This is a genomic window from Patescibacteria group bacterium (assembly GCA_023473585.1).
Lineage (GTDB): Bacteria > Patescibacteriota > Microgenomatia > JAMCYU01 > JAMCYU01 > JAMCYU01.
The window spans coordinates 1-26,209 of sequence record JAMCYU010000012.1 but is presented as its reverse complement, the minus strand read 5'-3'; the positions used below and the strand labels follow the sequence as shown (position 1 = coordinate 26,209).

Below are 26,209 nucleotides of genomic sequence, written 5' to 3'. Positions count from 1 at the left end.
AATTATCTTAAACATTACAACAATGAAAGACCACACTGGGGTTTTGGCATGGATGGGAAAACACCGTTGGAGAAACTACAATCGTTTCCGGAGTTCAAAAGTGTATACCTTATTGTGTGATCGTACCGCTGTTTGTCAAGAAGACGTAAGTTGTTTAAAACCAACCTGGTTTCTTTTTTTCTACCTGACGATATTCTTCTAAGATTCTCTTTTGGTCGGCGGTTAATTTCTCCGGCAATTTAACGATTAATCTTACGTATTCATCACCTCTGCCTAAACCCCGTAAATGGGGAATTCCCTGGCCGCGAAGACGAACCATGGTTCCGGGTTGCGTCCCAGGTCTCACCTTAAGACTTAATTTGCCGTCAATCGTCGGCACCTCAATTTCTCCGCCTAAAATCGCCAGCGTAAAAGGAATTGCCAAATCAACCAAGACATCACTTCCCTCTCTTTTAAAAACCGCGTCTGGCTTGACATCAATCGTAATGTAAAAATCACCAAAGTTAATTCTTGACCCTTCATCAACGCCGGCCGGGATTTTTAATTTCTTTCTTTTGCCGGAAATGAGAACCTCTTTTTCCACTCCTTTAGCCGCTTCCATAAAACTTAAAGATAAACCGTACCGAGGCACTCTTCTTTGCTGGCGGCCAAAAGGCGAGGCGCCGCCAAAAAACTGTTCAAAAATCTCAAAAGGATCGGAAAAATCACCAAAATCAAAAGATTGTCCTTGTTGTCCGCCTGAAGTGTAATAGTAGGTAAACGGTCCTTGTTGGAAACCTCCTTGTCCTCCCATCCCACCTTGCTCCCAGCCCGAGGCTGGTCCGCCTTGGGCGGAAAAAGCACTATGCCCATATTGATCATAAGCCGCTCTTTTATCAGCGTTGGACAAAACTTCGTAAGCTTCGTTAATCTCTTTAAACTTGGCTTCGGCTTCCGGAGATTTATTGCGGTCCGGATGCCACTCTAAAGCTTTTTTACGATAAGCCGCCTTAAGCTCCGCCGCCGAAGCTTTTTTTTCAACTCCTAAAACATCATAAAAATCACGTTTATTCATCGGCTAATTTTACCAAATAGGCGCGAGATCTTCGCGCCCTATTTTATAGACTAATTCCCAATATTTATAATTTAATTGACGACTTCCCCTTCGACCGCCTCTTCTTTTTTATCTTCAGGTTTTTTGTTGTCAGGTTCTTCTGTTTTTTGTTCTTCACTGCCGCCTGGCTGCCCGCCCGAGGCGGGTCCGCCCTGGGCGGAATACATCGCCGCACCCACTTTTTGCAATTCCTCGGATAATTTTTTAGTCGCTTCGTCAATTTCTTCCTTAGTAACTTCCGTCTTGGCCAGAAGATCTTTAACATTTTTCATTTCCGCTTCGACTTTTTCTTTCTCTTCGGCTTTAACTTTATCACCGGCGTCTTTTAAGGTTTTTTCGACCGTGTAAACTAAATTATCAGCGGTATTTCTAACCTCAATCATTTCTTTTTTCTTCTGGTCTTCGGCCGCATTGGCCTCCGCTTCTTTCGTCATCTTCTCAATTTCGTCTTTAGAAAGACCGGTTGAACCGGTAATTTTAATGGACTGCACTTTACCGGTAGCCTTGTCTTTAGCGGTCACGGACAAAATCCCGCTGGCGTCTAAATCAAAAGCCACTTCAATTTGCGGAATACCTCTTGGCGCCGGCGGAATGCCGTCAAGAATAAAACGGCCCAAAGACTTGTTGTCCGGGGAAAGTGGCCGCTCTCCTTGTAAAACATTAATCTCAACTTGGGTTTGATTATCCGCGGCGGTTGAGAAAACTTGCGATTTGGAGGTCGGAATCGTCGTGTTTCTGGGAATTAAAGGTGTGGCGACCTGACCTAAAGTCTCGATCCCCAAAGTCAGAGGCGTCACATCCAATAAAAGAACATCTTTAACTTCCCCACCTAAAACGCCGCCTTGAACCGCGGCGCCAACAGCCACAACCTCATCAGGATTAACTGATTTGTTTGGCTCTTTGCCAAAAAAATCCTTAACGGTATCATAAACCCTAGGCATTCTGGTCATCCCTCCGACCAAAACAACCTCATTAATATCTTTGACACTTTTACCGGCATCTTTTAGACAAAGTTCCACCGGCTTAATACTTTTTTGAATAAGCTCACCCACCAACTGTTCCATCTTGGCTCTGGTTAATTTCATAACCAAATGCAAAGGTCCGGCTGAACCTTGGGTGATAAAGGGTTGATTAATTTCGGTTTCTTGAGCCGAAGAAAGCTCGATTTTGGCTTTTTCGGCTGCATCCCGAAGTCTTTGCAGAGCCTGCGGGTCTTTTCTTAAATCAACGTTATTTTCTTTTTTAAATTCATCGGCCAACCAATCGACAATTTTTTTATCAAAATCGTCGCCACCCAAATGGGTATCTCCATTGGTTGCCTTAACTTCATAAACGCCTTCACCCAGTTCAAGGATAGAAATATCAAAAGTTCCGCCACCTAAATCATAGACCGCAATCGTGTGGGTATTTTTTTTATCAAGTCCATACGCTAGGGCCGCCGCGGTTGGTTCGTTGATAATCCGCAGAACTTCCAAACCGGCAATTTCGCCGGCTTGTTTTGTCGCCTGGCGCTGGCTGTCATCAAAATAGGCCGGTACGGTAATAACCGCCTGGGTTACTTTACTGCCCAAGTAGGCTTCGGCATCGGCTTTAATTTTTGACAAAATTTTGGCGGAAATTTCCTGGGGGGTAAAAGTCCGACCATTCGCTTCAACAACCGCCATCCCTTCCCGACCTTCGGCAATTTTATAGGGTAGCCATTTAAGATCATATTGAATTGATTCGTCTTTAAATCTTCGTCCCATTAATCTCTTAATCGAAAAAATCGTCGATTTGGGATTAATAACCATTTGTCTTTTGGCCACATCGCCGACGATATTTTTGATCGGATCAACGACCGAAGGAATGACATTTCTGCCCTCGGCGGAATTAATTACCTTAGGGCTCCCACCCTCCATAACCGCCACGCAACTGTTGGTTGTCCCTAAATCAATCCCGATAATTTTTGACATAATTTCCTCCTTTTAATTTATAGTTTTTTTACTGACTTTAACTTGAGCGGCTCTTAAGATTTTTCCTTTAAAGCGATAGCCGGTTCGCGTTTCCTCCATAACCTTATTGTCCTCATCGCCCGGAACAATTTCAATTCCTTCCATTTCTTCAGGATGATAGTCTTTGCCCAAAACCTCAATTTTTTCCAAACCTTCACTCTTTAAAAGGTCGCGCAATTGTTTAATCGCTAAGTGTAATCCCGAATCATCAAGATGTTTTTCCAATTGTTCAAAAGTATCTAGAATCGGCAAGATTTTAAAAATTAACTCACGGTTGGCAAAACGGGCAAACTCTTCTTTTTCATTCTGGCTTCTTTTTTCTAGATTTTGATAATCAGCTAAAGCCCTCTTCCAATTTTCGGTCACCTCTTTTAATTGTGTTTGTAAATCGTCAGTTTTAGGATTTTTCATGATTTTTAAAATCTAAAAAACTACCATGACCTGCCAATTTCTCCAATCAGGTTACCGAAATATCTGACGATCGGAATAACAGATGGATAATTTAATCTGTAAGGACCAATAATCCCGACAACCCCTTTATGTCTGGGAATTTCATAATGCGTATAAACAAAACCGCAAGGTTCTAGATATTTTTGCCCCAACTCTTCGCCTAAGAGAAGATGAATCGGATCTTCGTCTAAAAGTTCTCTTGTTGCCAATTCTTCCCAAAAATCAAAGTGATCCAAAAGCGACAAAAGATTTTTCGTTAAGTCAATATCGTAAAATTCAGGCATTTCCAAAATATTGGCGGCCCCGGCATAATAAAGATCGCCCTCATCATCAGTCGCTACCGCTAAAGCTCGAGTCTTGTCAGCCAAAGCCCGCGTTGTTTCTCGCAATAATTTGTCAAAATCCTGACGATAATCCCAAACGGCTTCTTTCGCCGCCACCTCTTCGGCAATCGAAAGATCTTTGGTCTTCATTAAATCTTTAATATAAAATTTTAAAGCTTTTGGCGTCGGGGTTCGACCGGCCGAGGTATGCACCTGTTTTAAATAACCCGTTTGGGTTAACTTAACCATCTCGTTTCTAATCGTGGCTGGCGAAACACCCAGATTATATTTCTTATCCAAAGTTTCTGAACCAACGGGTTCGGCGGTCCCTATATACTCTTCAATAATGGCTCTGATAATTTTTACTTGACGTTCGCTTAAGTCTGACATAAATTAATCCTAACTTCCTTAAACTTAAGATTAGCAGTATCTTAACATGAGTGCTAATACTTGTCAAGGGGCTTTTTGTGTTTTAATTGGATTTAAGATAAAATGTGATTATTGGCTTAAACTATGAAGAAAATATTTTTACCCTTTCTTTTTTTACTTCTTTTTGTTTACCCTAAAAACACCTTCGCAATGACGGTCGCCAACCGTTCCGATGGTACTTTTTTACTCGACGGAAAGCCTTATTTCCTCATTGGTTTCTCACCTCAATCCTTAGTTTACAACGTCACCTCCTCCGATTGGCAGGATTTAAAAAACAGCGGCGTTAATTTTACCAATGACGGGAACAATCCCTACCGCTTCGCGGAATTAAATACTAAACTAAAGGCTAACGGTATAAATGTGGCTATTATTTCGTACGGCCCGGGGCATTCGACTCTTGATGCCACGGCTCAATCCAATTTGGCTAAAAATGAAAGTAATTTCCTAGGGTATTACGGTTTTGATGAACCTACCATAACCAAGGGGTATTATGATGACTACAGATCACTTTCTCCGGAAAGAGAATTATATTACCAAACTATTTTTCAAAATGATCCTAACCACTTTATCTGGACCAACCATTTTCAATATGACGATACCTGGAATCCGTCTTGGGAAAATTATAAAAATCCGCCTCCAACCTTTCCGATGCTTGTCAATTATAATATTCCGTCCCGTAGTTCCGTTACCGGCACGGACGTTTATGATAATTGGGTAAAAGTAGGATATTTGTCTGGGGTGCATAAAAAGGTTGCAAAGGACGTTGCTTTGGAATTACAAAAATTAAGATCAGGGATTAACGGTGGGGTAATTATGATTATCCCCGGCTACAGTCAAGCTACTTATGATAATCGTTTAAATTCCGCCATTGATGCGGTTATCCATGGGGCTAATGGAGTCGTTTTTTATTTCGACAATGCGGATTGGAAAATTCAAGAATGGACTCGTGATCCAAAGAATTGGGACAAATTTCTGCCGTGGTTAACAGATGAGGTTTGGACAAAATGGAAAACGCTTAGCGCTTATACAGAAATAAAACAAGTAAGTTCAATTTTAAATTCTGCTTATCCTGGACTTACGGGAACTATAAATAGTTCTATCACGGCCAATTTGCCGATTTTAGCCAAAAACGGAACCGACAATAAACTCTATCTTTTCCTAGCGAATGAAAGCGCTAACGATATTCAAGCGAGCATTCAAGGCATTCCGGCAAATTCCAGTTTTTACGAGATCATCAGTAAAAGAACTGTTTCTTCAAGCCAATTATCCTCATTTATCTTTCCCAAATATTCGACCCAAATCTATGTTCAGGGAATCCCTTCTGTAACGGCCACGCCAACCCCTCCCTCTTGCATCGTTCAAGGCTACAAAACATTAATGCCGGGAAACGCTAATACGGAACCAGCCAAAAGTCAAACGATCACAATCAATGGTACCGGCGGCGGAACTTTTACGAACAATCCTTATATCGTTAATAATGTGGCCAACGGAAGTCATACTGTTTCCGCTTCAGTTCCTCAAAATTATAAAGTCGGCTATACGCTTTGCTATAACCGCATTGATTGTCATAACGACCAACCAGTCATAAATTCTTCAGTTGAAGTTAACTGCAATGAGGGTTATGTTGATCTCTGGTGGCATTATTACAAAAAAATTGATATTGTCGATCTCCGTAATTTTCTCACTAATTTCTTAAAACCACTCACAATTTTTGATTACAACAAAATGGTGGAGAATTTTGGCGAATGACTATTTAAAGGCTATATCTCGTTTTAGATCTATGGAAGAAGAGATTAAAGAAATCATAACCGAAACTAAGTTTTCAACGAAGAAAAAGGTTTTTTCTTTAGTCGCGCTTGTTTTTCTTGTTTTAACTCTGGCGGGGGGCGTTTTTTTAACAAAACAAAAACAGGACGTCCGCAAAAAAGCGACCGCTAATCAGGTCACGGCTTCTTTAGTTACGCCAACGACTAATGTTAATCCCGGTGGCACTTTTACGGTTGACGTTTTTTTAAAGCCGCCGGCAGCGGTGGAGCCGCTTTTAGAAGTTACAGCCGCAGCTATTTGGGTTTCTTATCCCGATAATCTCGTTACCTTACAAACTGTTTCTCCGGGCGAATTTTTTAAGGATGCTAATTTTGTGAGCGGCCAAACCGAGATGATGGCTCTTGGCCTAACTTGTACCCAGGCAACAGATTGTACGACTTACACACAGGCTAGTAAAATTACCTGTTTAAACGGTTTTTGTCAAAATTCTGATTATCCGCTTAATAATGGCGCCGGCCAGGCGAAAATTTACTTGGGCGCCTCCTGTCATATCAGCCAACCGACGGACGGCGGCTCATGGTGTCATCCTCAAACTTTAGCCAAAAGGTTGGCAACACTGACTTTCCAGGCTAAATCACAAGCTTCGGGACAGGCCACTATCGGTCTTGGCCAGGCTTCAGAGGTTGCCGCCAAATTCCAAACAGGCAATGTCTTAGTTACTAATTCCCTACCGTCATCAATAATTAACATTAGCGGCCCCACGGCTACACCCACTCCAACGGTTACGGCAACACCAACAACAACCATTTCGCCAACAGCATCACCAACACCCATCCCAACTCCCGAACCTGGAAAAGCCCACTTAACCTCTAAAGTCAAATTTCAGGGAATAAATCAACAGAGACAGGCCAAAACAGTGAGGGTTATTCTTAAACAGGGTGATCAAGAAAAATATCGCTTTGAGTCAATTGATGTTAGCTCTGACCAAAACGGGATCTATTCTGGCACCGTCACGAATATCGAACCCGGCGCTTATGATCTTTTTATTAAGGGCTGGACGCATTTACAAAAGAAATTTGCCGGTGTTGTCTTTAATCAGGGAGAAAACACCCAAGATTGGTCAGGACAAGAATTGTTAACTGGCGATGCCACCAAAGATGATAAAATCAATATCCAGGATTTCAGGATTTTAGTCGAGGATTATCTTAAAAGCGAAAGTCCGGCTGATTTTAATTTAGACGGAAAAGTTAATATTCAAGACTTTAGATTTCTCGCTGAGAATTATTTGAAAGAAGGAGAGAAATGAAGGAAAAGCTAAAATTAATTTTTCTTTTTCTTTTTGGAGTCGTTTTAGTTCTTTTTGCTTTTTCCTTAAGTCTTAACTGGAAACAATGGATGTTTTTACCAAAGAAGTCTGAAATTGAACGTCTTGTCCCCAAGTTACCTCTTTCTCAAAAAAAGACCGCCAACGCTTTTCTCAATTTTAATCCCCGTGAACTAACAGTTTATCAAAACCAAGAATTAAAAATTGAGGTTTTACTTGAAAGTGAAGCAAAAATTGTGGGGGCAGATCTTAATTTCCAGTTCGACCCAACAATTTTGGAAATTAAAGAGATTAAATCAGGTAATTTCTTCTCTGGTCCTCAAGAAATCAAAAAAATTATTGAGACCGAAAAAGGGAGAATTTTTTATAGCCTTGCTTCTTTCTCGCCTCGGGCCGGTAAAGGAATTTTGGCGGAGCTTATTTTTACCCCAAAAAAACCTGGCTCTATAGAAATTTCCCTAACGAAAGAAACGCAAATAGCGGCAGTAAAAATTGACGAGGTTAAAATTGACTTGCCCATCTTAGGCAAATACACTATATTGGAGATAAATGAATAAAAAAATTACCATCGTTATCGTTTTGGTTTTGATTTTTGTCTTAATCCCATTAACGGTCTATCTTGTAAAAAAACGGCAAGAATTAAGATCAAGAGCCGCTCCGGCTACGGTCCTTTCTGTCTCGCCTGCGGTCGTAACGAAAAAAGTCGGTGATACTTTTCAGATAAATGTTCAAGTTACAACTGGCGATAACCAAGTCGTCGGAACTGATTTATATCTCTCTTTTAATAGCCTCGTCTTGGAAGCTTTAACTATTGTTCCCGGAGGATTTCTTGATAATCCTCAGGAGTTGAAAAAAACCATTAATAACCAAACCGGAAAAATAATTTATAGTCTTGCCTCATTTACCGCCAAACAGGGTACGGGCAATTTAGCCTCTATTAACTTCACGGCCAAAGACAAGGGAACAAGTTCTTTTGCCTTTGACTCGGGGACTTCCATCGCCGGAATTGGGGAAACAGAAGCTTTGCAAAACACTCTTCCTGGATCAATAACGATTACTGCTTCAGGAGCTTCTCCTACTCCCAACCCCGCCCCCTCACCCTCACCAACGCCTACGCCTGGCGCCACGGCTACCCCCACGCCAACGCCGACGGGAAGTGCTCGTCCAGGCGCCACACCGACAATACCACCGACGGCCACGTCTTCACCGACACCGGGCGGACAAGGAGGACCAGCAAATCCCACGCCAACACCAACCCCATCCCTTTTGCAAATCAGCACAACGATTAATTACCCAACTGCCGGATTAACCGTTACGGCTGCCAAACCGACCTTTTCTGGCAAAACAATCCCCAGAGCCGTCGTCAAGATTACGATTAATTCTCCCCTTTTAACCGCCACGGTCACTGCCGACGCTGCGGGGAACTGGTCTTACACAGCCACAGCTAGCCTCCCCAATGGTTCTCATACCGTCACTATCGAGGCTAAAGACCCAACGACTAGTCAAACCGTGACGAAATCCAACTCTTTCACAATTTCTACCGGACAAAAGGCGGCAACCTCGGCCAGTGAAGTTGTTGCCGGTAACTCGATGCCAACCATCTTTCTCTTAGTAGCGGGCTTGTTTTTGTTCGTCTTGAGTCTTGTCCCTAAGATTCTTTAATATTTAATGAGAAGGTTAAGTTCCTTAATCCTGCTTCTTTTTTTACTCCTCATGTTGCCTCTTTTGGTCTTTCTGGCGCAAAAAACCCAAAAATACCTTTCCCGAGCCACCGGGACACCCGCCAAGATTATCGTTGATACCCAAACCAATCTTGGCCCCCTACCCGAACCCTGGAAAGCTTTGGCTCAAGGCGGTGAAGAAAAAGAAAAAATGTTAACCTCTACCATTCCGTTAGTTAAAGCTCTTTCACCTCAATATATTCGCATTGACCATATCTATGATTATTACAAGGTGGTCACTAAAAACCCAAAAGACAAGTTGGTTTTTGATTTTTCCAAACTTGACCAAACCGTTGACGATATTTTAGCAACAAACGCCAAGCCCATGCTTTCTCTTTCTTATATGCCGCTTGCCATTTCGGCCGGAGAGATTACGGATGAACCAAAAAACTGGCTCGACTGGCAGGAAGTCGTCAGAAAAACCGTCGAGCATTATTCAGGGAAAGAAAATAAAAATTTGGCTGATGTTTCTTATGAAGTTTGGAACGAACCTGATCTTTTCGGCAACTGGAAAACTTACGGGAAAAAAGATTATCGGTTACTTTATCTTTATGCCGCCAAAGGTGCAGCCCAAGCCAAAGAAACTAATTCTTTTAAAATTGGCGGTCCCGCGACGACCGCTTTTTACAAAAATTGGCTTGATGAACTAATCCAATATGTTTATCAAAATAAGTTGCGCTTTGATTTTTTTTCCTGGCATAAATACTCCCAAAACCCGGAAGATTTCCGAACGGACGTTGATTATCTCGATTCTCTTTTGGCCCGCCATGGTGGTTCTTACCTTTTGCCGAAATATTTAACCGAATGGGGTTCTGACTCGGAAAATTCCCCTAAACATGATACTAATTTCGACGCCGCTCACGCTGTCGCTGTTATTCGCAGGCTTTTAGACAGAACGGAACTTATTTTCAGTTTTGAAATTAAAGACGGGCCGCCGCCAAAAGAACAAGTCTTCTGGGGCCGCTGGGGCATGTTAACCCACGAAAGTGTCGGTTTAAAGAAAAAACCAAAATATTTGGCTTTAGAGCTTTTAACAAAAATGGGTGGCCAGAGATTAAATCTTACGGGGGAAGGAAGTTGGGTTACCGGTTTTGCGGCCAAAGAAGAAGAGACGATCAAAATTATTTTAACCAATTATGATCAAGACGAAAATCATAACGAAAACATACCGGTGACTTTTACCAATCTTAACCCAGGAAACTACAAATTTAAACAAACAAATCTTGACGGGACAATTTTCGATTCTGTTGAAGTTGTCAGCGAGGACCAGTTAACGAAAAATATTTTCTTACCAGTTAATAACGTTGTTCTTTTAGAGTTAAAACCCTAGGTTTCGTTATTGCCGCCATTAATCACTTCAGAAGAAGTATCAATAAGAATCTGTCTGACTTTGGTAACTTTTTTCGCCAGGTTAAAGAAAACAACAACTTCTTCAATTTTAAAAAACCAAGCCAAAAAAATATAAACCGAAATACCAATAATCGTCACCGTTCCCGTTAAAAGGATTAAACTAACGGTTTTCGTCGTATCAAAAACCAATTGGTCTAAAAGTTTCATGGGTATATATAAACAAACACCGGTAATTAAACTGGCTAAAAAGATTTTGATCGCCGGAAAAATCAAATGGCCCCTATTGAAAGTTTTGACTTTTCTATCTAGGAAAAGCAAAAGGAAAATGGCGTTAAAAACGCTGGCCACAGAAGTTGAAAGACCAAGTCCCCAAATGGGCAATTTTAAAAATTGGATAAAATAGATGCTTAAGATCGTATTAACAGCCACCGCCACAATCCCAATTATAACCGGCGTTTTACTGTCATAAAGAGCATAAAAACCTCTGGCCAGAAGTTGAATTGTGGCTTGAGCAAAAAGAGAAAAAGAGAAAAAGGCCAAAGTCTTACCCGTTAAAACCGTCGCGGCCCAATCAAAACGCGCGGCGCCAAAGACAAGTCTCACAATGGGAATACGCAAAACGACTAAAATTGCCGTCGCCGGTAAAACCAGAAAAAGAATCTGATGCAAACTGGCCAAGAAAGTTGCCTTGAATTCCTCAAGATTATCTTTACTTTTAACCTCAACAAGAGTTGGTAGGGCGGCCTGGGCAATGGTCACGCCGAAAAGACCAACGGGTAATTGTTGTAAGTGTTGGGCAAAACTAAAAATAGTAACCATTCTGGCGCCCAAAAGAGTTGACAAGATGAGATCAACGGTCGTATCAATTTGGGAAACAGCTAAACCAAAAGTCCTCGGCAGCATTAATTTCCCAATTTCCCTAACGCCAGGATCGGAAAAATTAAATGACCAAAAATAACGGAAGCCTAAAGATTTAGTCAGTGGTATTTGAATTAACATGAAAAGGACGGCTCCCAAAACGACGCCAAAAACCGGACCATAAAGTCCGAAAACTGGGGTGAAGAAAAGAATCCCCAAAATGATTCCCAAATTATAGGCAACGGGGGCCAGGGCCGGGATTAAGAAATGTTTAAAAGACTGTAAAATGCCTGTTAAAAAATTGCCAATAATGAGAGGAAAAACTTGAGCTAGCAGCATAATCCTGGTAAAAATAATCATCTGTGAAATCTGATTTTCATTAAAACCGGGGGCAATCAAACGACAAATCTGGGTACTAAAAATAAAAAGGGGAATCGTCAATAAACCAAAAGCCAAAAGGCCGATATTAATAACCGAAGAGGCCAACTGCCAAGCTTTATCTTTCTCTTTGGAATTACGGTAATCAGTAAAAACAGGAATAAAAGCGACTGAAACCGCGCCCATGACTAAAAGTTCAAAAACTAAATTTGGTAATCTAAAAGCCGCAAAATAAACACCCAGTTCCTCTGGAGAAAATCTGGCCGCCAACATTCTGTCTCTTAAAAGTCCCAAAATTCTGGAGGCAAAAACCGTTCCCATAATCACCATGGCAGCACCGATAATCGTTTGATGCTGGTGGGAAAAAAGTTTGGTGATAAGCTTAAAACATCTTGTTAACATAGCCTTGATCATTATATCAAAGATAAATGAGTGAAGATTATAAATATCTTTGATTAATTCGTTTCGCTCATTATACTTCGTCTTAAACTTACTGCCAACAGCCAAATTGAGTTCTTGGCTAAATGGGCTGCGGATTATATCATAATCTCATCTTGACCAGCGCCTCTTAATTAGTTATACTCGTCTTAATTATGCCAATTACGATTTCGGCGCGCAAAAAAGTGCGTCAAGACAAAAAACGGAGAGAGATAAATTTAAAATCTCTTAATCTTTTAAAAAGGGTTTTAAAAAAAGCCAGAAAAAAACCCTCTCTTGCCAATGTTCAAGAGGCGGGTTCTGTTATTGATCGCGTGGCTAAAAAAAGATTAATTCACAAAAATAAAGCCTCTCGACTCAAAAGTCAGTTGGCTAAAAAAGTTATTTCCCAAAAATCCTTAAAAAAGACTAAAAAATAACAGAGGGGCTGGAGTTTGACTTCCAGTTTTTGCCGTGACTGATATTAACCTGCTCGCCAGTGAAGAAAAAAAAGTCGGAAAATTTTTAACTTGGGTTTTATCTTACGGACGTTATATTATTATCGGTACCGAAATTATTGTCCTTTTGGCTTTTCTTTCCCGCTTTAAGCTTGATCGTGAATTAACGGACCTACATCAATCAATAGCTGATAAACAGGCGATTATTTTGGCCGCTTCGGACTTAGAAAACCAAGTTAGAAATCTGCAAAATCATCTGATTATTATTAAAAAATTGGATCAACAAAGGGGTTATCCGCCCAAACTTTTAACCAGTTTTGAAACGATGATCCCAACCGACGTTACCTTAACGGAAATAACGATTAATGACAAAAATATCAAGTTAACCGCGGTGGCTTTATCTAACGAAGGATTTCGAACCTTTCTTAATAACCTCGCGGCTTCTGAATATTTTAGCGACATTAGTCTTGACGACGTCACCAAAAATACCGAAGGTGCGGGTGTTAACTTTTCTGTTAGTGCGACTTTAAAAAGTACCTAAAAAATGGAAACAAAAACAACAATATCACCGCAACGTTTTAATCGATACTACACGGCTCTTGAGCCTCTTTTGAAACAACCGGAAGTCCGTGCCTACACGATGATGATTTTTTCTTTTATCACCATGTCTTTTTTCGGCTATTTTGCGATCAGACCCACTCTGACAACCATTTCCACCCTGACGAAGCAAATCGACGACGCCAAACTTGTTGATCGAAAACTGCAGGAAAAAATTAATGCCCTCTCTTCGGCGAGAATGGAATATGAAAATATTAAACCAAACCTCGGTCTTGTCTGGACCGCTTTACCCGAAGAGAATAAATTTGCCCCTTTTGTCCAAAATTTAGAGGGCGTGGCGACTTCAAGTGGCACCAAAATCACGAACTTAAGTTTTCAGACGGTGAACCTTTCCTCGCTAGAAACAACCACCAGTGCTGCTAAAAAAGAAATATCCATTAATTTTAATCTAACAACGGCTGGCAATTACGCTAGCCTTAAGGATTTTATTAACAAACTAAGTTATTTCCAAAGATTAATAACCATTGAAGGTTTAAGTTTTAGCGAGCCAAAATCTCAAGATAAAACAGGCGAACTAGATCTTAATTTAATAGGTAAAACCTACTATGTCCAGTAAACAAATTTTGTTTCTATCAATTTTTACTTTTCTAACCGTTTTGGCCTGGATCGGTTTTGACGTTTATCATGCCGTCACCACCTCAACCATCAGTCCTATCCAGCGGGAATTGATTAAGCCTCTTGACCCGAAATTTGATACGGCCATCATCTCAAAACTGAAAGAAGAGTCGCAAAAATGAAAAACGAAAATCGAATTCCCACTCTTGTCGGTCTTTTTCTTATTGGCATCAGTCTGACCGCCACGGTCGTTCTTTTTAAGAATGCGCAAACGCTTTTTACTCAAGCCAGTCCTGACTATGCCCCTAGCGATGTCAAAATAACCAATGTTAATGAAAGCAGTCTCACGGTTTCTTGGGTCACGACGAACACGGCCAGCGGCAGTCTCAATTTTGGCGAAACCCCTTCTTTAGGAAGTGTCATTTCTGATGATCGGGATCAAGTTTCGGGCAAAACCAGTCAATTTGCCACCCACTATATAACTTTACGCTATTTAAAACCGGGAACTCAATATTATTTTAAAATTATCTCCGGTAACAAAACTTATGATCGCGACGGCGAGGCTTATATCGTCACCACGGCTCCGGAAATTCCGGCGGCGCAAAATCAATCTTCTCCAATCTATGGAACCGTGATTAAAAATGACGGCACGCCAGCCGAAGGAGCCATTGTTTATTTAAACATTAATAAAACCACTCCTCTTTCTACTTTAGTCAAGACTTCCGGCAGTTGGCTTTTGCCCTTAAACAACACAAGAAGCGCTGATCTTTTAAGCTTGGCCGAGATTAAAGAGAATGACAAAATAGATATTTTTGTCCAAGACGGAAACGAGGGGAGCGCTAAAGCCAAAGCTAAAATCCTTGTTGGTAATCCTCTTCCCCAAATTACTTTGGGTAAAACCTCTGATTTTACCCAGGAAAAAGCTTTACCCAGTACTTCTCCTACAACCGAAACATTCCCCGATCTAAATTCCAGTGTCGGTTCTCCAAGTGCAACGAGCACACCTCCCGCTTCCTTAATTCCGGCCCTAACAACTCCGGCAACGGAAAGCGCGATTCCTTCTGATAAACCGCTTATCAGCGGGACGGGTATTCCCGGTAAAACCGTAACCATAAAAATTGAATCAGAGGCTCCTATTACTGGAACCACTAAAATTAGCGAAAACGGTTCCTGGACTTGGACTCCACCGACGGGCTTGACCCCGGGAGAACATACGGTAACGATCACAACCGCCGATAAAACGGGCAAACTTTTAACTTTCGTCCGTAAGTTCACGGTCTTAGCCTCGGGAACTCAAGTTGTTGAGGCAGCCACCCCCTCGGCCACACCGAAAACTAGTCCCACCCCAACGCCCAAGCCAACACCGACAGCCACCCCTAAGAAAACCGCCAGTCCCAGTCCCACCGCCACCCCGAAAAGCGGTAATTCTCTCCCGACAATTTTAATTTCCCTGTTGGGAGTAGGGATGATCCTTTTGGGCGGTAGCCAAATCCTTTGGCTTGACAGAAAACATTAAGTCTTTTAACATGGAATAAAGATGGATACTCTTGCTTTTTTGGGAGCGGTTCCGAAAATCGCGCTTTTTTTCCTTTTAATCGTCGGTGGTGCGATTGTGGCGGAAATTGTCTATTTCACGAAAAAAAAGTGGCCGGGAAATGGTCCTGATCTTCTTTCTCAAGAACCGGTAACGCAAAAAGTGCCGGAAACATCCGTGACTATGCCACCCGTGCCAAAATTAACAACCGAAGAAGTTCTTCCCTCCAAAAAGCCGCGGCTTAACAAAAAAATCGTCACCACGGCCTTAATTTTTTTAACTCTGGCCGTGAGCATCCCCGCCACTGTTCTTTTGGTTAAACAAAGACAGGAAATAAGAAAAGGGGCACAATGTGCCCCCGACTGTAGCGGAGTAGCCAATATTTGTGCCGGTGTCACTTATCCTGATGGTTGTGGCGGAACCTGCACAGGCACAAAATATGGGGATGGATGTCCTCCGGCACCATGTGTGCCAGATTGTAGTGGTGTGGGAAATATTTGTGCCGGTGTCACTTATCCTGATGGTTGTGGCGGAACCTGCACAGGCACAAAATATGGGGATGGATGTCCTCCGGCACCATGTGTGCCAGATTGTAGTGGTGTGGGAAATATTTGTGCCGGTGTCACTTATCCTGATGGTTGTGGCGGAACCTGCACAGGCACAAAAGAAGGCGGAGGATGTCCCACTTCCCTCCCCATATCTACACCTACCCCTGTTCCAACACCAACGCCTACTCCATCAGCCTGTACTCCTACGGTAAACTTCACTGGCGACGCCGCCTGTGTTTCTGGCGCCGATAGTCTTTCGGTCACCATTAACGCTTGTTTACCTGCTGGTTGTCCAAGCACAAATATTAGTTATAGTGGAGGAAGTGCTACTTGCCCTGGTTCAAGTAAAGCTAGCTGTAGTGGGCCCTGTCCGGTTAATACGACCTCTCATCAACTAACCATTCAGGGTGGCAGTTGCGCGACGGCAACTGTAACCTGTACAACTCCTGCCTGTGGTTCATGCCAGGTCGATCTAGCTTATGGCGGTCAAACCCATGGAGCTATTGCCTGGAAAGATAGCTGTACTTCGGCTTCGCCTACCCCAACACCAACTTCGGCCATGAGCTGCACTCTCATTAAAGCTTACGATTTAACCTGGAATCAGATCACTAATTTGACTACTCTTACCAGCGGTCGAACCATTTATTTGGCTAACACGGGTACGACCACCGATACCGCTGGTCTTACCAAAAGCCGGTTTAGAATTAATGGTGGGACGTGGCAAGAAACAACGGTGAAGCATGGTAATGAATTTTACATTCAATACACCATTCCGGCGGCCGGAACTTTTCAGGTCGAATCTATGGTTTATAATCCGACTTTGGGTTGGTATTAAAATATGCAATTTTTAAAGAAAAATTTAGCGGTTTTTACGATCGTTTCCGTCACTGCCTTTTTGGCGATTTTGGCGATTTTAACGACCATGAGAATCCGCCAAACCAAGCCGGTCGCGCCAACGGTTCCCCAGATTGAACCGGAGGCCGCGGGAGAAACGGTTAATCCTAACTGCACCTTAAATTTTACCGTCGGGGCAACATCGAGTCCAACGCCGACACCCAGCGGTTCGGCAACACCCACCCCAACCGCCTCGCCTTCACCTTCGCCGACTCCGGGCGCCACGGCTACTCCCACGCCAACACCGACCGGAAGTGCTCGTCCAACCGCCACACCGACAATACCACCGACGGCCACGACTTCACAACCAGCTACGGCAACTCCAGTCGCGGCCAATATCTGGCCAACGATTATGGTGATTTTGGGAGGACTACTTTTACTTAGTTTAGGATTTGTTCTCTGAGGTATTGATGAATATCCCTAAAGTCTTCTGTTTTGGGAGTTAAAACCCATTGCCCGTACTGCCAAAGCGGCGGGTTTATTAAAAAATCTTCAAGGTTTAATGACTTCGCCGTGTGGAAATTTGTTTTTAAAATGAGTTTGCCTAAATAGGGCAAATCTTCTTGGGGAATATCTGTCTCGATAATTTTTCCCAAGACTTTTAAAAATTCCCGGCTTTTTGGTAAAAACGTCAAGGAAAAAATTTTATCTTTTAGGGCCAAAAGAATCTTTTGTTGTCTTTGGGATCTGGCAAAATCCGTACCTTCATCGCCTTCGGCGTGGCGCGAACGAAGATATTTTAGGGCTTGCTCACCGGTTAAAATCTGCCGGCCCGCATCAAAATGAACCTTTTGGTAGCGGCATTTATATTCCTTGTCACCATTACAGAGATCGTTTTCTTTGCCCTCAATCGGAAACTTATAATCATCAAAACTTCTGTCAATATTAACCTCCACTCCTCCCAGTAAATCCACGATTTCCTTAACGCCGGCCAAATCAATTTTGGCAACGTAATGAACGGGTAAGCCGGTAATTTCCTCTGTTGTCGTCTTAGCCAAATTAAGACCTTCTCCCGGACCTTTTTCCTGCCCATAATGATAGGCCGAATTAATTTTGGCTGCCAGTGTCGGTGACCAAATATCCCGGGGTAAGGAAACCAAAATCGTTTTTTCTTTTGGGGAATTGAAGCTCGTAAGAATCATCGTGTCGGTTAAATCCGAACCGGCATGACTCCCTCCGGAAACGCCAAGAATCAGAAGATTTGTTGTTCCCCCTGTTTGTTTTACGGGATTTTGGAAAACAACCGACCACCAAAATGAAGGTTTTAAGTTGGGTTTAAGATAAGTCAAGAAAAGAAAGCCCAAAAAAATCAGTAAAAAAAGGAAGGGAAGTTTCGCCCAACTTAAGAATTGACTGATTTTTCTTTTAAATTTGGGCCACATTTTTAAGAATCTCTATAAATTTATTTGCGTCTAAAGACGCTCCGCCGATAGCCACCCCGTCAAGATTTTCTAAACGGCAAAAAGAAGCGACGTTTTCCGAAGTCACACTGCCACCGTAAAGAACCACGACTTCCCCATCTAATCTTTGCTTGATAAACTTTCCTACCAAATCTGCACTTTCGGGGTTATCCGCCTGACCGGTCTCAATCGCGCCGACGGGCTCATAAAGAATAATTTTGACGCCTTCGGGAACGGGTGTCATTTTCTCTTGAACGCAAAAAATGGGCGTTAAACCAACATCCAATGCTTCCTTGACTTTATTGGCTAAAAGCTGGTCGTCTTCCTGAAAATATTTTCTTCTTTCCGAATGGCCGATTATCACGTATTCTAAACCCAAGTCTTTAAGCATCCTGGCGGAGATTTCTCCGGTGTAGGCTCCGTCAGGGAAAGGCGAAACGTCTTGAGCCCCTAAAACAATTTTCAATTTTAAATTTTCAATTTTCAATTTTAGGCCAGCAAGGAGGGTAAACGGAGGGCAAAGAACAACTTCCAAATGCCCCACTATTTGATACTTACTACTTTCTACTTCGTTTAACCATTGGGTCGCTTCACTAACAATTTTATTAGATTTCCAATTGACGACAATCAAAGTTTTTTTCATATGATATGATTATATATCAAAGTTCAATAAGTAAAAATAATGTTAATTAATTTTCTTAATGATTTAAATCCGGAACAGAAACTGGCGGTTTTGGCAACAGACGACCCGGTTTTGATTTTGGCCGGCGCCGGTTCCGGTAAGACTCGGGTTTTAACCTACCGCGTCGCCTATCTTATTTCTCAAAAAGGGATCAAACCGGAAAATATCCTGATGGTGACTTTTACCAATAAAGCCGCCGGCGAAATGAAAGAAAGAATCCGTAAATTACTAATTCCCAATTCCCAATATCCAATATCCAGTCTTCCCTTTACTGGCACTTTTCATTCCCTTTGTGCCAAAATTTTGCGTGCCGAAGGTAAATTTTTAGGTTTACCCCAGAATTATTTAATCTATGATGAAGATGACAGTTTGTCGGCCATTAAAGAAACTATGAAACAATTGGACATTTCCTCAAAAAACTATAACCCGTCCTCGGTCTTAACCACGATTTCCCAAGCCAAAAATGAGCTTATTGGCGCTTTGGAATATCCGCAATTTGCCCGGGGTTATTTTCAAGAAACCGTCGCCCGTATTTATCTTATTTACCAGCGAATTTTAAAGGAAAATCACGCTTTGGATTTTGACGATCTTTTGATGGAAACCGTCAGGCTTTGGCAGAAAGAACCGTCGGTTTTGGAAAAATACCAAAACAAGTTCACCTATCTTTTAGTTGACGAATATCAGGATACGAATCACGCTCAGGCGGTTTTAATCGAAATGTTGGCCAAGAGAAGCAAAAATATTTGTGTTGTGGGTGATTGCAGCCAGTCAATTTACGGTTGGCGCGGCGCCAACTTCAGAAATGTTTTGGAATTTAAAAAGACGTTTCCCACTTTAAAGATTTTTAATCTCGAGGAAAATTACCGTTCCACGCAAAAAATCTTAGACGCGGCCCATGCGGTTATTGGGCGCAACACCGGTCACCCGGTTTTAAAACTTTGGACCAAAAACCCTCAGGGAGAAAAGATTAACCTTTACGAAGCCCGGGATGAACAAGACGAAGCTTCCTTTATTGTCGAAACAATTAAATCTTTTGTTTTAAATTCTCAACTCTACTCTTTGGGTCATTTTGCCATTCTTTACCGCACTAACGCGCAATCACGGGTTCTTGAAGAAACCTTTTTACAAGCAGGCATACCCTATCTTCTAATTGGCGGCGTCCGCTTTTATGAACGCAAAGAAATTAAGGACGTTTTGGCTTATCTTAGGCTTTTGGCTAATCCCCAAGACACGATTTCTTATAAAAGAATCGAGAAATTAGGCAAAATCCGGCTGAAAAAATTTTTGGAATTTGCCGAAAAATTTAAAATTCAGGGAAAAACAACCTTGGAGATATTAGACGAAGTTTTTAAAGAAACCGGTTATTTGGAAATTTATAACCCCAAAATTGAAGAGGATTTATACCGCCTGGAAAATATTAAAGAATTAAGCTCTGTTGCTTCGCAGTTTCCGGAGCTTTTGAGTTTTTTAGAAAATGTCGCCTTAGTCGAACGGGAATACTTCCCGAGTGAAATAAAGACGAAACAAGAACAAGTATCGAAGAAAGAAGCGGTAACCTTAATGACTCTGCATGCGGCTAAGGGCTTAGAATTTTCTGTTGTTTTTATGGTCGGAATGGAAGAAGGACTCTTCCCTCACTCACGCAGTCTCTTAGATAAAGAAGAACTCGAGGAAGAAAGACGCCTTTGTTATGTCGGCATCACCCGAGCTAAAGAAAAAGTTTATTTAACTTATGCAAGGCGCCGCCTTTATTTCGGCCAAAAGACCAGTAATCTAATTTCGCAATTTATCGGGGAGATCCCGGAGGAGTTACTGACGTTTCGGTCAAAAACTGAAAACTTTTAAGCATTTCGTCGTAAAGAGGATTTGCTAACTGACTGCTTAAGGTTGCTTCAATATTAACCAAGTCTTCCCTCTCCTGGGTTAATTCAAAAAGTCTGCCGTCTTTAAGAAAAAAGATGTATAAAATGGGCTTCTTTTTGGAAGTTTTTTTCTGCAGATAGCGTATCGCCGGAAGATTGGCAATTTGGAAATTTTCTTGTTTGGGCAAATCAGCCAAGATTAAATCTTCATGCCGATACCAAGTCAACCAAGTCCTAAGCGGCGTTTTACTTTTATTTTCCCAAATAATAATTTCAAAGTGGCCATCTTGCCCAAAAAATTTTTCCTGGGATAAGATTGTTCCGTCAGGCACGTTTTTAAGATTTGAGGCCTCTTCGATATTCCACTCTTCAATCTGCCAATCAAAAGGCAAAGTGATTTTAAAATTAAATTTATTATTGGTGTAAGTTTTTGGGCCGGCTTGATTAATAGAATTTCTCAAGGCCTGTTTTATGGTCGGAGAAATCAGGGGTTTGGCGGAAAATAAAAGAATTAAGATCCCGAAAAAACAGCCGAAGATAATTACCTTTTTCATTCTCAAATAATTATATCAAAGATGAATGACTAAAAGTATAAGTATCTTTGCTATAATAGTTGTAATGTTAATCCGCGAAGTTTTAGAAACGGAAAAAGACGACTATGACCGCCAGGTTAATCATCCTTTGCAATCCTGGGCCTGGGGAGATTTCCGGCAAAAAACCGGTGTTAAAGTTATAAGACTTGGGTCTTTTGAAGGGAAAAATTTGCTCTCCGGTTTCCAGTTAACTATTCATCCTGTTCCACAAACTAATTACACTATCGGTTATTTCCCCAAAGGGCCCTTGCCCGACTTGCCCATGCTTGAAACTTTGGAAAAAATCGGCAAAAGTGAAAGTTGTCTCTTTATAAAATTAGAACCCAATATTTTTCCTAACGAGCAAACCGATCAATTTTTAAAAAATAATCATTGTCGGGAAGGACGCCCGCTTTTTACCCGTTATACTTTCCAAACTGATTTAACCCAGTCAGAAGATCAGCTTTTGGCCTTAATGAAAGAAAAAACCCGTTATAATGTTAAACTCGCCCAAAAAGCCGGTGTTTCGGTTTTTGAAGACAATTCAGACGGGGCTTTTCAAAATTATTTAAAATTGACTTTTGAAACGACCAAACGACAGAAATTTTTTGCCCATGACCGAAAATATCACGAACTCATGTGGCAAACGCTGCGGGCTGCCAATATCGCCCATCTTCTAACCGCCACTTACCAGGGAAAAACGCTGGTGACTTGGATTTTATTTTTATTCAACGGCGCTCTTTATTATCCTTACGGCGCTTCGTCAAGCGAAAACCGAGAGGTTATGGCCTCAAATTTGATGATGTGGGAAGCCATGCGCTGGGGCAAAGCTCATGAGGTTAAAACTTTTGACCTTTGGGGAGCTTTGGGTCCCAATCCAAACCCTAAGGATCCTTGGTATGGTTTTCACCGTTTTAAAGAAGGCTACGGCGGTCAATTGGTCGAATTTATCGGCAGTTATGATTTAGTCATTCAAACCTATCTTTATCCTCTTTATAATCTGGCTGATAAATTGCGCTGGTCGTATTTAAAACTAAGGTCGCATCTGCCATTTTCATGACCGATCTTCGACAATCAAAAAATTTTGCCTCATATATGGAAAAAATCGGCTGGTCGGCCGATTATTTTAAAAATGAGAACATCACCTTTAGGTTTTATTTGAAAAAAATTCCTTTTTTGGGAAATTTTCTTAAAATTCTTCGGCCGGATAAATCGTCAATGAAACAAATTGATCAGCTGGCTAAAAAATACCACGCTTTCGCCGTTCAGATTAATTACTCACCCACCAAAACTTTACAGCTTAATTTAGACTTACCGTTAGAAAAAATTTATCAGCAAATGTCGAAAGAGGCTCGTTACGAAATCAGAAAAGCCAAAGCCAATAAAATTAAAATTACGAATTCTTCCGATATTGATCTTTTTGCCGATTTTTGGCAAAAAAACGCCCTTAGCCGCGGTTTTTGGCTGCCTTTTAAAAAAGAAATAAAAAGTCTTTATGAAGCTTTCCATAAAAATAAGGAAAATAATCAAGAAGCTTATCTTCTCTTCGCCCATTGTTATCATGATTTAAATCATAGTATCAAGGCTATCCCCATAGCCGGGGTTTTGATTATAATTCATGGAAAAACGGCTTCTTATTTTCATGCCTTTTCCAGTCCGTTGGGCCGGAAATTAAAAACACCCTCTTTATTGATTTGGGAAAGTCTGAAATTGGCCAAAGAAAAACATTGCCGGCTTTTTGATTTTGAGGGGATTTATGATGAAAGATTTCCTAACAAATCCTGGTTAGGCTTTACGCATTTTAAAAAGAGCTTTGGAGGAAAAGAAGTTGAATACCCTTTAACCAAAACTAAATTTTACTTTTTCGGTTTTCAATTTTAATTTTGTATTGCTCTTCTACCTCCGGGGTGTAAAACATAAAGCCCTTGACAGAAAATGTTCGAACCTATTGTATTCAAAATAGCGTTTATGCTATAATTTAGGATATGACAGATCTTACTGACACATATAGGCCAAAAGCCTAAGGAACCGCCTAGCGGCTGGTTTTGTGTTGGTAATTTAATTGACCCAAATATAGGTTTAACCAGTCACGAAGGACTGGTTTTTTTATTGTTTAAAACGTCCAATTATGTCATGCTGAAGGTATGAATATGAACTTGATACTAAACTCGATCAGTAAAGAATACGCGGGACACCAGATCCTGAATGAAATCTCTTTTTCCATAGGAGAAGGAGAGGTTGTGGGTTTAATTGGAGAAAATGGTAGTGGAAAAACTACACTATTAAAGATTATTGCCGGCTTGGAGCAACCAGACTGCGGAGGTGTTCAATTTGTTCCGGCAAACGCCACCGTCGGTTATGTACCCCAAGCGTCTGAGGCATTTAGCGACCAACTAGTTTGTGATTTCCTTATCGAAAGTTTGGCCCTCGGACAAGACGATGAATATAAAGTGGGCATTGCTCTTTCGGAAGTTGGACTAGGTGAGAAGACTAATAAGAAACTAAGTGAACTTTCTAGTGGGCAGAGGACAAAAGTATATCTCGCCCGAATACTCGTGAACAAGCCAGATTTCTTATTGTTAGATGAGCCGACGAACCATTTAGATTTGGAAGCGTTGGAGTGGTTAGAAAAATATCTTCAAGAATATGACGGCTCTGCCTTGGTCATATCGCACGATCGAAGATTCTTGGATAACTTAGTCGATAAGGTTATAGAACTGGAAGATGGAAAAACTAAGGTATATGGTGGTAACTATTCCTTTTACCGAGAACAGAAACAAATTCAGAAGGAAGCCAAGGCCAGGAAATACGAGGAGCAGCAACGGTTCATCAAAAGAATTGAAAAGGATATTGTCGAAAAGAAAGAGCGTATTCAAAAATTAGAAAAAAGCGATCGTCCAACCAGGGACAATGATAAGTTTGCTTCAACCTTCCTTCTTAATCGGGCTTCCAGAAAGTATACTCGGGCTGCTCAAGCATTAGAGACAAGATTAGAAAAGACAAATAAGATCGAGAAACCAAAGCCTGATTTATCCTTATCAGCTATCTTTAAACCTAAGACAGAGTGTGACAAAACTGTGCTGTACCTAAAAGGTTTGTGCAAAAACATGGGGGGAAGGAACTTTTCAAGGATTTTAGTCTGCTTATCGAAAATGGAGAAAAGGTGGCCTTGTGGGGACCTAACGGTTCAGGTAAGACCACGCTGATAAATTTAATTTTACGTAAGATTGCTCCTGACGCAGGGAATATTGAAATAGGAAGCAAAGTCGAGATTGGCTATCTGCCGCAAGAACACGATGAGATAAACAGCCCTGAAACATTACGCGATTATCTCGTGGGTAATATTACTTCAGATACGACTTTGGCTTACAAGTTAGCCCGCAGATTTTTGTATAGTGATGAGAATCTCGTGACCTCCATCAAAGATTTAAGTAGTGGACAAAAGTCGAGATTAGCACTGGCAAAGATTATGGCTTCCGGAGCCAATTTTATAATTCTAGATGAACCCACAAATCATCTAGATATTCCTTCAAGAGAAGCCCTGGAAATTGCTATAGCTTCGTATTCGGGAACACTATTAGTAGTTACCCATGATCGTTACTTTCTGGATATGATAAATCCAGACAAGACAATCAAACTTGGTAGTTCTATTAAATCGGCAAGTGGTGTAAACTAAATTTATGATAAACACTGGTCTTAAAGACAAAGTAATATTGATCTCTGGAGCAAATCACGGAATCGGTGCGACTACAGCCAAAGCTATGGCGAAAGAAGGCGCCAAAGTATTTATTACTTATTGGCGGCCAAAGGTTGACGAACAACCTAATACAGAAAAACAATACCAAGAAAACCGATTGTTAACGGCGGATAAAATTGTTCAGGAAATTCGCCATAATGGTGGACAAGCCGAATCATTAGAGGTAGATCTTTCTGATCCCCAAAATATTCCCACTTTATTTGATAAGGCTGAGGAAAATTTTGGTTCGGTTAGTGTTTTAGTCAATAACGCAGCCTACTGCAATTCTGACACATTCATCCCGGGAACCGGATTTGTTGAAGAAAAAACTGGTCTTGGTACAAACACAATCAATATCACGATTCAAGAGATGCACTTCGCCGTAAATACCCAAGCCACATCATTGATGATGGAAGAGTTTGCAAAACGCCATGTTGCTAGAAAATCCAGTTGGGGTAGGATAGTCAATATTAGTACAGATTGGGCGGAGTGCTTTCCTTCGTCAATTTCTTACGGTGCCAGTAAGACGGCGATGGAAGCCTACAGTCGTTCGGCCGCAGTCGAACTGGGTAAATTTGGTATTACCGTGAATATTGTGTCACCTGGACCAATTCAAACTGGCTGGATGTCATCAAGGGTAGAAGAAGTTCAGGCAAAAAAATGCCCACTGGGCCGAATTGGTCAACCCGAGGATGTCGCTGACGTTATCGTTTTTCTCGCTTCTGAACAGGCCCGCTGGATTACCGGCCAAAGGTTGTTCGTTGGGGGTGGAAATAGAATTATCTAAGAAATGGGGGGGGCCTTGTCGCTCTTCCAACTCCGAGGTGTAAAACTAACAAATAAGAATTAAGCGGTTTCTTTTTTGCCTGTTAAACTCGCTTCCATTTGCCTTCTATTATTTCTCTTGTAAATTCTGCTTCTTTTGGGAGAACATATAAGTTATTAAATACACCTTCAACAATATCGATACACAAATCAATGTCGTCTTTGTGATGTTTCTTAATCTCGTGAGTAGCAAGATTTCCAATGTCTTTTATTAATCGCAATAACATTGCCTCGTCAGGAGTTATTATCCCCAAACTAATCATTTTTTTAATTTTTTTATTTTAAAATTATTTCTATTGTTATTGCGATTAATAAAAGACATTGGAAATCTTGCTACTCACGAGATTAAGAAACATCACAAAGACGACATTGATTTGTGTATCGATATTGTTGAAGGTGTATTTAATAACTTATATGTTCTCCC

27 protein-coding genes are annotated in these 26,209 nt (G+C 41.3%); 18 read left to right on the top strand and 9 right to left on the bottom strand.

Going from position 1 to position 26,209, the window contains the following annotated elements:
- Nucleotides 1–154: 154 nt before the first annotated feature.
- The 4 genes from M1575_04350 to M1575_04335 all read right to left on the bottom strand — a co-directional run bounded on the left by M1575_04350 (nt 155) and on the right by M1575_04335 (nt 4,247).
- Complete coding sequence (locus tag M1575_04350; protein ID MCL5095922.1) at nt 155–1,054, bottom strand: DnaJ domain-containing protein; 900 nt, start codon at nt 1,052–1,054, stop codon at nt 155–157.
- A gap of 71 nt (nt 1,055–1,125) precedes the next feature.
- The gene (dnaK, locus tag M1575_04345; GenBank protein MCL5095921.1) at nt 1,126–3,045 is read right to left on the bottom strand and encodes a molecular chaperone DnaK; all 1,920 of its coding nucleotides are present in this window, start codon (nt 3,043–3,045) and stop codon (nt 1,126–1,128) included.
- Nucleotides 3,046–3,057: 12 nt separating this feature from the next.
- A complete protein-coding gene (locus tag M1575_04340) occupies nt 3,058–3,495 on the bottom strand; it encodes a nucleotide exchange factor GrpE (protein ID MCL5095920.1) in 438 nt (145 codons plus the stop codon).
- A 20-nt stretch (nt 3,496–3,515) separates the two neighbouring features.
- Complete coding sequence (locus tag M1575_04335) at nt 3,516–4,247, bottom strand: hypothetical protein (protein MCL5095919.1); 732 nt, start codon at nt 4,245–4,247, stop codon at nt 3,516–3,518.
- 123 nt (nt 4,248–4,370) lie between these two features.
- Between M1575_04335 and M1575_04330 the strand changes: the two genes are divergently transcribed.
- Genes M1575_04330 through M1575_04310 form a run of 5 tightly spaced genes read left to right on the top strand, consistent with a single transcriptional unit; the run spans nt 4,371 to nt 10,428 of the window.
- Complete coding sequence (locus M1575_04330) at nt 4,371–6,035, top strand: hypothetical protein (protein MCL5095918.1); 1,665 nt, start codon at nt 4,371–4,373, stop codon at nt 6,033–6,035.
- A 31-nt stretch (nt 6,036–6,066) separates the two neighbouring features.
- On the top strand, nt 6,067–7,359 hold the full coding sequence (locus tag M1575_04325) for a hypothetical protein (GenBank protein MCL5095917.1): 1,293 nt from the start codon (nt 6,067–6,069) through the stop codon (nt 7,357–7,359).
- Nucleotides 7,356–7,934, top strand: coding sequence for a cohesin domain-containing protein (locus tag M1575_04320; GenBank protein MCL5095916.1), 579 nt, complete (start codon nt 7,356–7,358; stop codon nt 7,932–7,934). The genes M1575_04325 and M1575_04320 overlap by 4 nt, the downstream gene beginning before the upstream one ends.
- Entirely contained in the window at nt 7,927–9,039 is a 1,113-nt protein-coding gene (locus M1575_04315; GenBank protein ID MCL5095915.1) for an Ig-like domain-containing protein, read from the top strand. The genes M1575_04320 and M1575_04315 overlap by 8 nt, the downstream gene beginning before the upstream one ends.
- 6 nt (nt 9,040–9,045) lie before the next feature.
- Nucleotides 9,046–10,428 (top strand): glycosyl hydrolase, encoded by a 1,383-nt coding sequence (locus tag M1575_04310; GenBank protein MCL5095914.1) that lies wholly within the window; start codon nt 9,046–9,048, stop codon nt 10,426–10,428.
- Here the strand turns inward: M1575_04310 and murJ are convergent.
- Nucleotides 10,425–12,086: a murein biosynthesis integral membrane protein MurJ gene (murJ, locus tag M1575_04305; protein ID MCL5095913.1), complete on the bottom strand. Its 1,662-nt coding sequence runs from the start codon at nt 12,084–12,086 to the stop codon at nt 10,425–10,427. The two genes, M1575_04310 and murJ, sit on opposite strands and share 4 nt — an antisense overlap.
- Before the next feature lie 191 nt (nt 12,087–12,277).
- On the opposite strand from murJ, the gene rpsT reads away from it, so the two are divergent.
- The 7 genes from rpsT to M1575_04270 are packed head-to-tail and all read left to right on the top strand — an operon-like array spanning nt 12,278 to nt 17,111.
- Complete coding sequence (rpsT, locus tag M1575_04300; GenBank protein MCL5095912.1) at nt 12,278–12,541, top strand: 30S ribosomal protein S20; 264 nt, start codon at nt 12,278–12,280, stop codon at nt 12,539–12,541.
- Between the two features lie 34 nt (nt 12,542–12,575).
- Nucleotides 12,576–13,100, top strand: a complete 525-nt coding sequence (locus M1575_04295; GenBank protein MCL5095911.1) for a PilN domain-containing protein — start codon at nt 12,576–12,578, stop codon at nt 13,098–13,100.
- Between the two features lie 3 nt (nt 13,101–13,103).
- Nucleotides 13,104–13,733, top strand: a complete 630-nt coding sequence (gene pilO, locus M1575_04290; protein ID MCL5095910.1) for a type 4a pilus biogenesis protein PilO — start codon at nt 13,104–13,106, stop codon at nt 13,731–13,733.
- On the top strand, nt 13,723–13,914 hold the full coding sequence (locus M1575_04285; protein MCL5095909.1) for a hypothetical protein: 192 nt from the start codon (nt 13,723–13,725) through the stop codon (nt 13,912–13,914). Before pilO ends, M1575_04285 begins: the two co-directional genes overlap by 11 nt.
- Nucleotides 13,911–15,248, top strand: a complete 1,338-nt coding sequence (locus M1575_04280; protein MCL5095908.1) for an Ig-like domain-containing protein — start codon at nt 13,911–13,913, stop codon at nt 15,246–15,248. Before M1575_04285 ends, M1575_04280 begins: the two co-directional genes overlap by 4 nt.
- Before the next feature lie 21 nt (nt 15,249–15,269).
- Complete coding sequence (locus tag M1575_04275) at nt 15,270–16,649, top strand: hypothetical protein (protein MCL5095907.1); 1,380 nt, start codon at nt 15,270–15,272, stop codon at nt 16,647–16,649.
- Nucleotides 16,650–16,652: 3 nt separating this feature from the next.
- Nucleotides 16,653–17,111, top strand: coding sequence for a hypothetical protein (locus M1575_04270; GenBank protein ID MCL5095906.1), 459 nt, complete (start codon nt 16,653–16,655; stop codon nt 17,109–17,111).
- Here M1575_04270 and M1575_04265 read toward each other — a convergent pair.
- Together M1575_04265 and M1575_04260 are read right to left on the bottom strand one after the other, a co-directional pair.
- Entirely contained in the window at nt 17,089–18,090 is a 1,002-nt protein-coding gene (locus M1575_04265; protein MCL5095905.1) for an LCP family protein, read from the bottom strand. The two genes, M1575_04270 and M1575_04265, sit on opposite strands and share 23 nt — an antisense overlap.
- Entirely contained in the window at nt 18,074–18,751 is a 678-nt protein-coding gene (locus tag M1575_04260) for a triose-phosphate isomerase (protein MCL5095904.1), read from the bottom strand. Before M1575_04260 ends, M1575_04265 begins: the two co-directional genes overlap by 17 nt.
- Nucleotides 18,752–18,790: 39 nt before the next feature.
- Between M1575_04260 and M1575_04255 the strand changes: the two genes are divergently transcribed.
- The gene (locus M1575_04255; protein ID MCL5095903.1) at nt 18,791–20,635 is read left to right on the top strand and encodes a UvrD-helicase domain-containing protein; all 1,845 of its coding nucleotides are present in this window, start codon (nt 18,791–18,793) and stop codon (nt 20,633–20,635) included.
- Here M1575_04255 and M1575_04250 read toward each other — a convergent pair.
- Nucleotides 20,577–21,206 carry a hypothetical protein gene (locus M1575_04250; GenBank protein ID MCL5095902.1) on the bottom strand — a complete coding sequence of 210 codons (630 nt, stop codon included), beginning with the start codon at nt 21,204–21,206 and terminating at the stop codon, nt 20,577–20,579. The two genes, M1575_04255 and M1575_04250, sit on opposite strands and share 59 nt — an antisense overlap.
- Nucleotides 21,207–21,270: 64 nt before the next feature.
- Here M1575_04250 and M1575_04245 point away from each other — a divergent pair, with 64 nt between their 5' ends.
- From M1575_04245 to M1575_04225, 5 genes are all read left to right on the top strand, one after another.
- The gene (locus tag M1575_04245) at nt 21,271–22,284 is read left to right on the top strand and encodes a peptidoglycan bridge formation glycyltransferase FemA/FemB family protein (GenBank protein ID MCL5095901.1); all 1,014 of its coding nucleotides are present in this window, start codon (nt 21,271–21,273) and stop codon (nt 22,282–22,284) included.
- Nucleotides 22,285–22,319: 35 nt separating this feature from the next.
- A complete protein-coding gene (locus M1575_04240) occupies nt 22,320–23,105 on the top strand; it encodes a peptidoglycan bridge formation glycyltransferase FemA/FemB family protein (GenBank protein MCL5095900.1) in 786 nt (261 codons plus the stop codon).
- Between the two features lie 263 nt (nt 23,106–23,368).
- Entirely contained in the window at nt 23,369–24,430 is a 1,062-nt protein-coding gene (locus M1575_04235; GenBank protein ID MCL5095899.1) for an ATP-binding cassette domain-containing protein, read from the top strand.
- Complete coding sequence (locus M1575_04230; protein MCL5095898.1) at nt 24,388–24,900, top strand: ATP-binding cassette domain-containing protein; 513 nt, start codon at nt 24,388–24,390, stop codon at nt 24,898–24,900. Before M1575_04235 ends, M1575_04230 begins: the two co-directional genes overlap by 43 nt.
- A gap of 4 nt (nt 24,901–24,904) precedes the next feature.
- Nucleotides 24,905–25,747 carry an SDR family oxidoreductase gene (locus M1575_04225; GenBank protein ID MCL5095897.1) on the top strand — a complete coding sequence of 281 codons (843 nt, stop codon included), beginning with the start codon at nt 24,905–24,907 and terminating at the stop codon, nt 25,745–25,747.
- A gap of 82 nt (nt 25,748–25,829) precedes the next feature.
- On the opposite strand, the gene M1575_04220 is transcribed toward M1575_04225, so the two are convergent.
- A complete protein-coding gene (locus tag M1575_04220; GenBank protein MCL5095896.1) occupies nt 25,830–26,048 on the bottom strand; it encodes a DUF4145 domain-containing protein in 219 nt (72 codons plus the stop codon).
- Nucleotides 26,049–26,209 lie beyond the last annotated feature (161 nt).

Bases quoted from the DNA above. Each gene is read 5' to 3' on its own strand.
- M1575_04340 (MCL5095920.1), bottom strand. From the start codon at position 3,495: ATGAAAAATCCTAAAACTGACGATTTACAAACACAATTAAAAGAGGTG.
- M1575_04240 (MCL5095900.1), top strand. From the start codon at position 22,320: ATGGAAAAAATCGGCTGGTCGGCCGATTATTTTAAAAATGAGAACATC.
- M1575_04250 (MCL5095902.1), bottom strand. From the start codon at position 21,206: ATGAAAAAGGTAATTATCTTCGGCTGTTTTTTCGGGATCTTAATTCTT.
- M1575_04350 (MCL5095922.1), bottom strand. From the start codon at position 1,054: ATGAATAAACGTGATTTTTATGATGTTTTAGGAGTTGAAAAAAAAGCT.
- M1575_04280 (MCL5095908.1), top strand. From the start codon at position 13,911: ATGAAAAACGAAAATCGAATTCCCACTCTTGTCGGTCTTTTTCTTATT.
- M1575_04275 (MCL5095907.1), top strand. From the start codon at position 15,270: ATGGATACTCTTGCTTTTTTGGGAGCGGTTCCGAAAATCGCGCTTTTT.
- M1575_04260 (MCL5095904.1), bottom strand. From the start codon at position 18,751: ATGAAAAAAACTTTGATTGTCGTCAATTGGAAATCTAATAAAATTGTT.
- M1575_04265 (MCL5095905.1), bottom strand. From the start codon at position 18,090: ATGTGGCCCAAATTTAAAAGAAAAATCAGTCAATTCTTAAGTTGGGCG.
- M1575_04310 (MCL5095914.1), top strand. From the start codon at position 9,046: ATGAGAAGGTTAAGTTCCTTAATCCTGCTTCTTTTTTTACTCCTCATG.
- M1575_04255 (MCL5095903.1), top strand. From the start codon at position 18,791: ATGTTAATTAATTTTCTTAATGATTTAAATCCGGAACAGAAACTGGCG.
- M1575_04320 (MCL5095916.1), top strand. From the start codon at position 7,356: ATGAAGGAAAAGCTAAAATTAATTTTTCTTTTTCTTTTTGGAGTCGTT.
- M1575_04285 (MCL5095909.1), top strand. From the start codon at position 13,723: ATGTCCAGTAAACAAATTTTGTTTCTATCAATTTTTACTTTTCTAACC.
- M1575_04235 (MCL5095899.1), top strand. From the start codon at position 23,369: ATGAATATGAACTTGATACTAAACTCGATCAGTAAAGAATACGCGGGA.
- M1575_04225 (MCL5095897.1), top strand. From the start codon at position 24,905: ATGATAAACACTGGTCTTAAAGACAAAGTAATATTGATCTCTGGAGCA.
- M1575_04330 (MCL5095918.1), top strand. From the start codon at position 4,371: ATGAAGAAAATATTTTTACCCTTTCTTTTTTTACTTCTTTTTGTTTAC.
- M1575_04315 (MCL5095915.1), top strand. From the start codon at position 7,927: ATGAATAAAAAAATTACCATCGTTATCGTTTTGGTTTTGATTTTTGTC.
- M1575_04245 (MCL5095901.1), top strand. From the start codon at position 21,271: ATGTTAATCCGCGAAGTTTTAGAAACGGAAAAAGACGACTATGACCGC.
- M1575_04270 (MCL5095906.1), top strand. From the start codon at position 16,653: ATGCAATTTTTAAAGAAAAATTTAGCGGTTTTTACGATCGTTTCCGTC.
- dnaK (MCL5095921.1), bottom strand. From the start codon at position 3,045: ATGTCAAAAATTATCGGGATTGATTTAGGGACAACCAACAGTTGCGTG.
- rpsT (MCL5095912.1), top strand. From the start codon at position 12,278: ATGCCAATTACGATTTCGGCGCGCAAAAAAGTGCGTCAAGACAAAAAA.
- M1575_04325 (MCL5095917.1), top strand. From the start codon at position 6,067: ATGGAAGAAGAGATTAAAGAAATCATAACCGAAACTAAGTTTTCAACG.
- M1575_04335 (MCL5095919.1), bottom strand. From the start codon at position 4,247: ATGTCAGACTTAAGCGAACGTCAAGTAAAAATTATCAGAGCCATTATT.
- pilO (MCL5095910.1), top strand. From the start codon at position 13,104: ATGGAAACAAAAACAACAATATCACCGCAACGTTTTAATCGATACTAC.
- M1575_04220 (MCL5095896.1), bottom strand. From the start codon at position 26,048: ATGATTAGTTTGGGGATAATAACTCCTGACGAGGCAATGTTATTGCGA.
- murJ (MCL5095913.1), bottom strand. From the start codon at position 12,086: ATGTTAACAAGATGTTTTAAGCTTATCACCAAACTTTTTTCCCACCAG.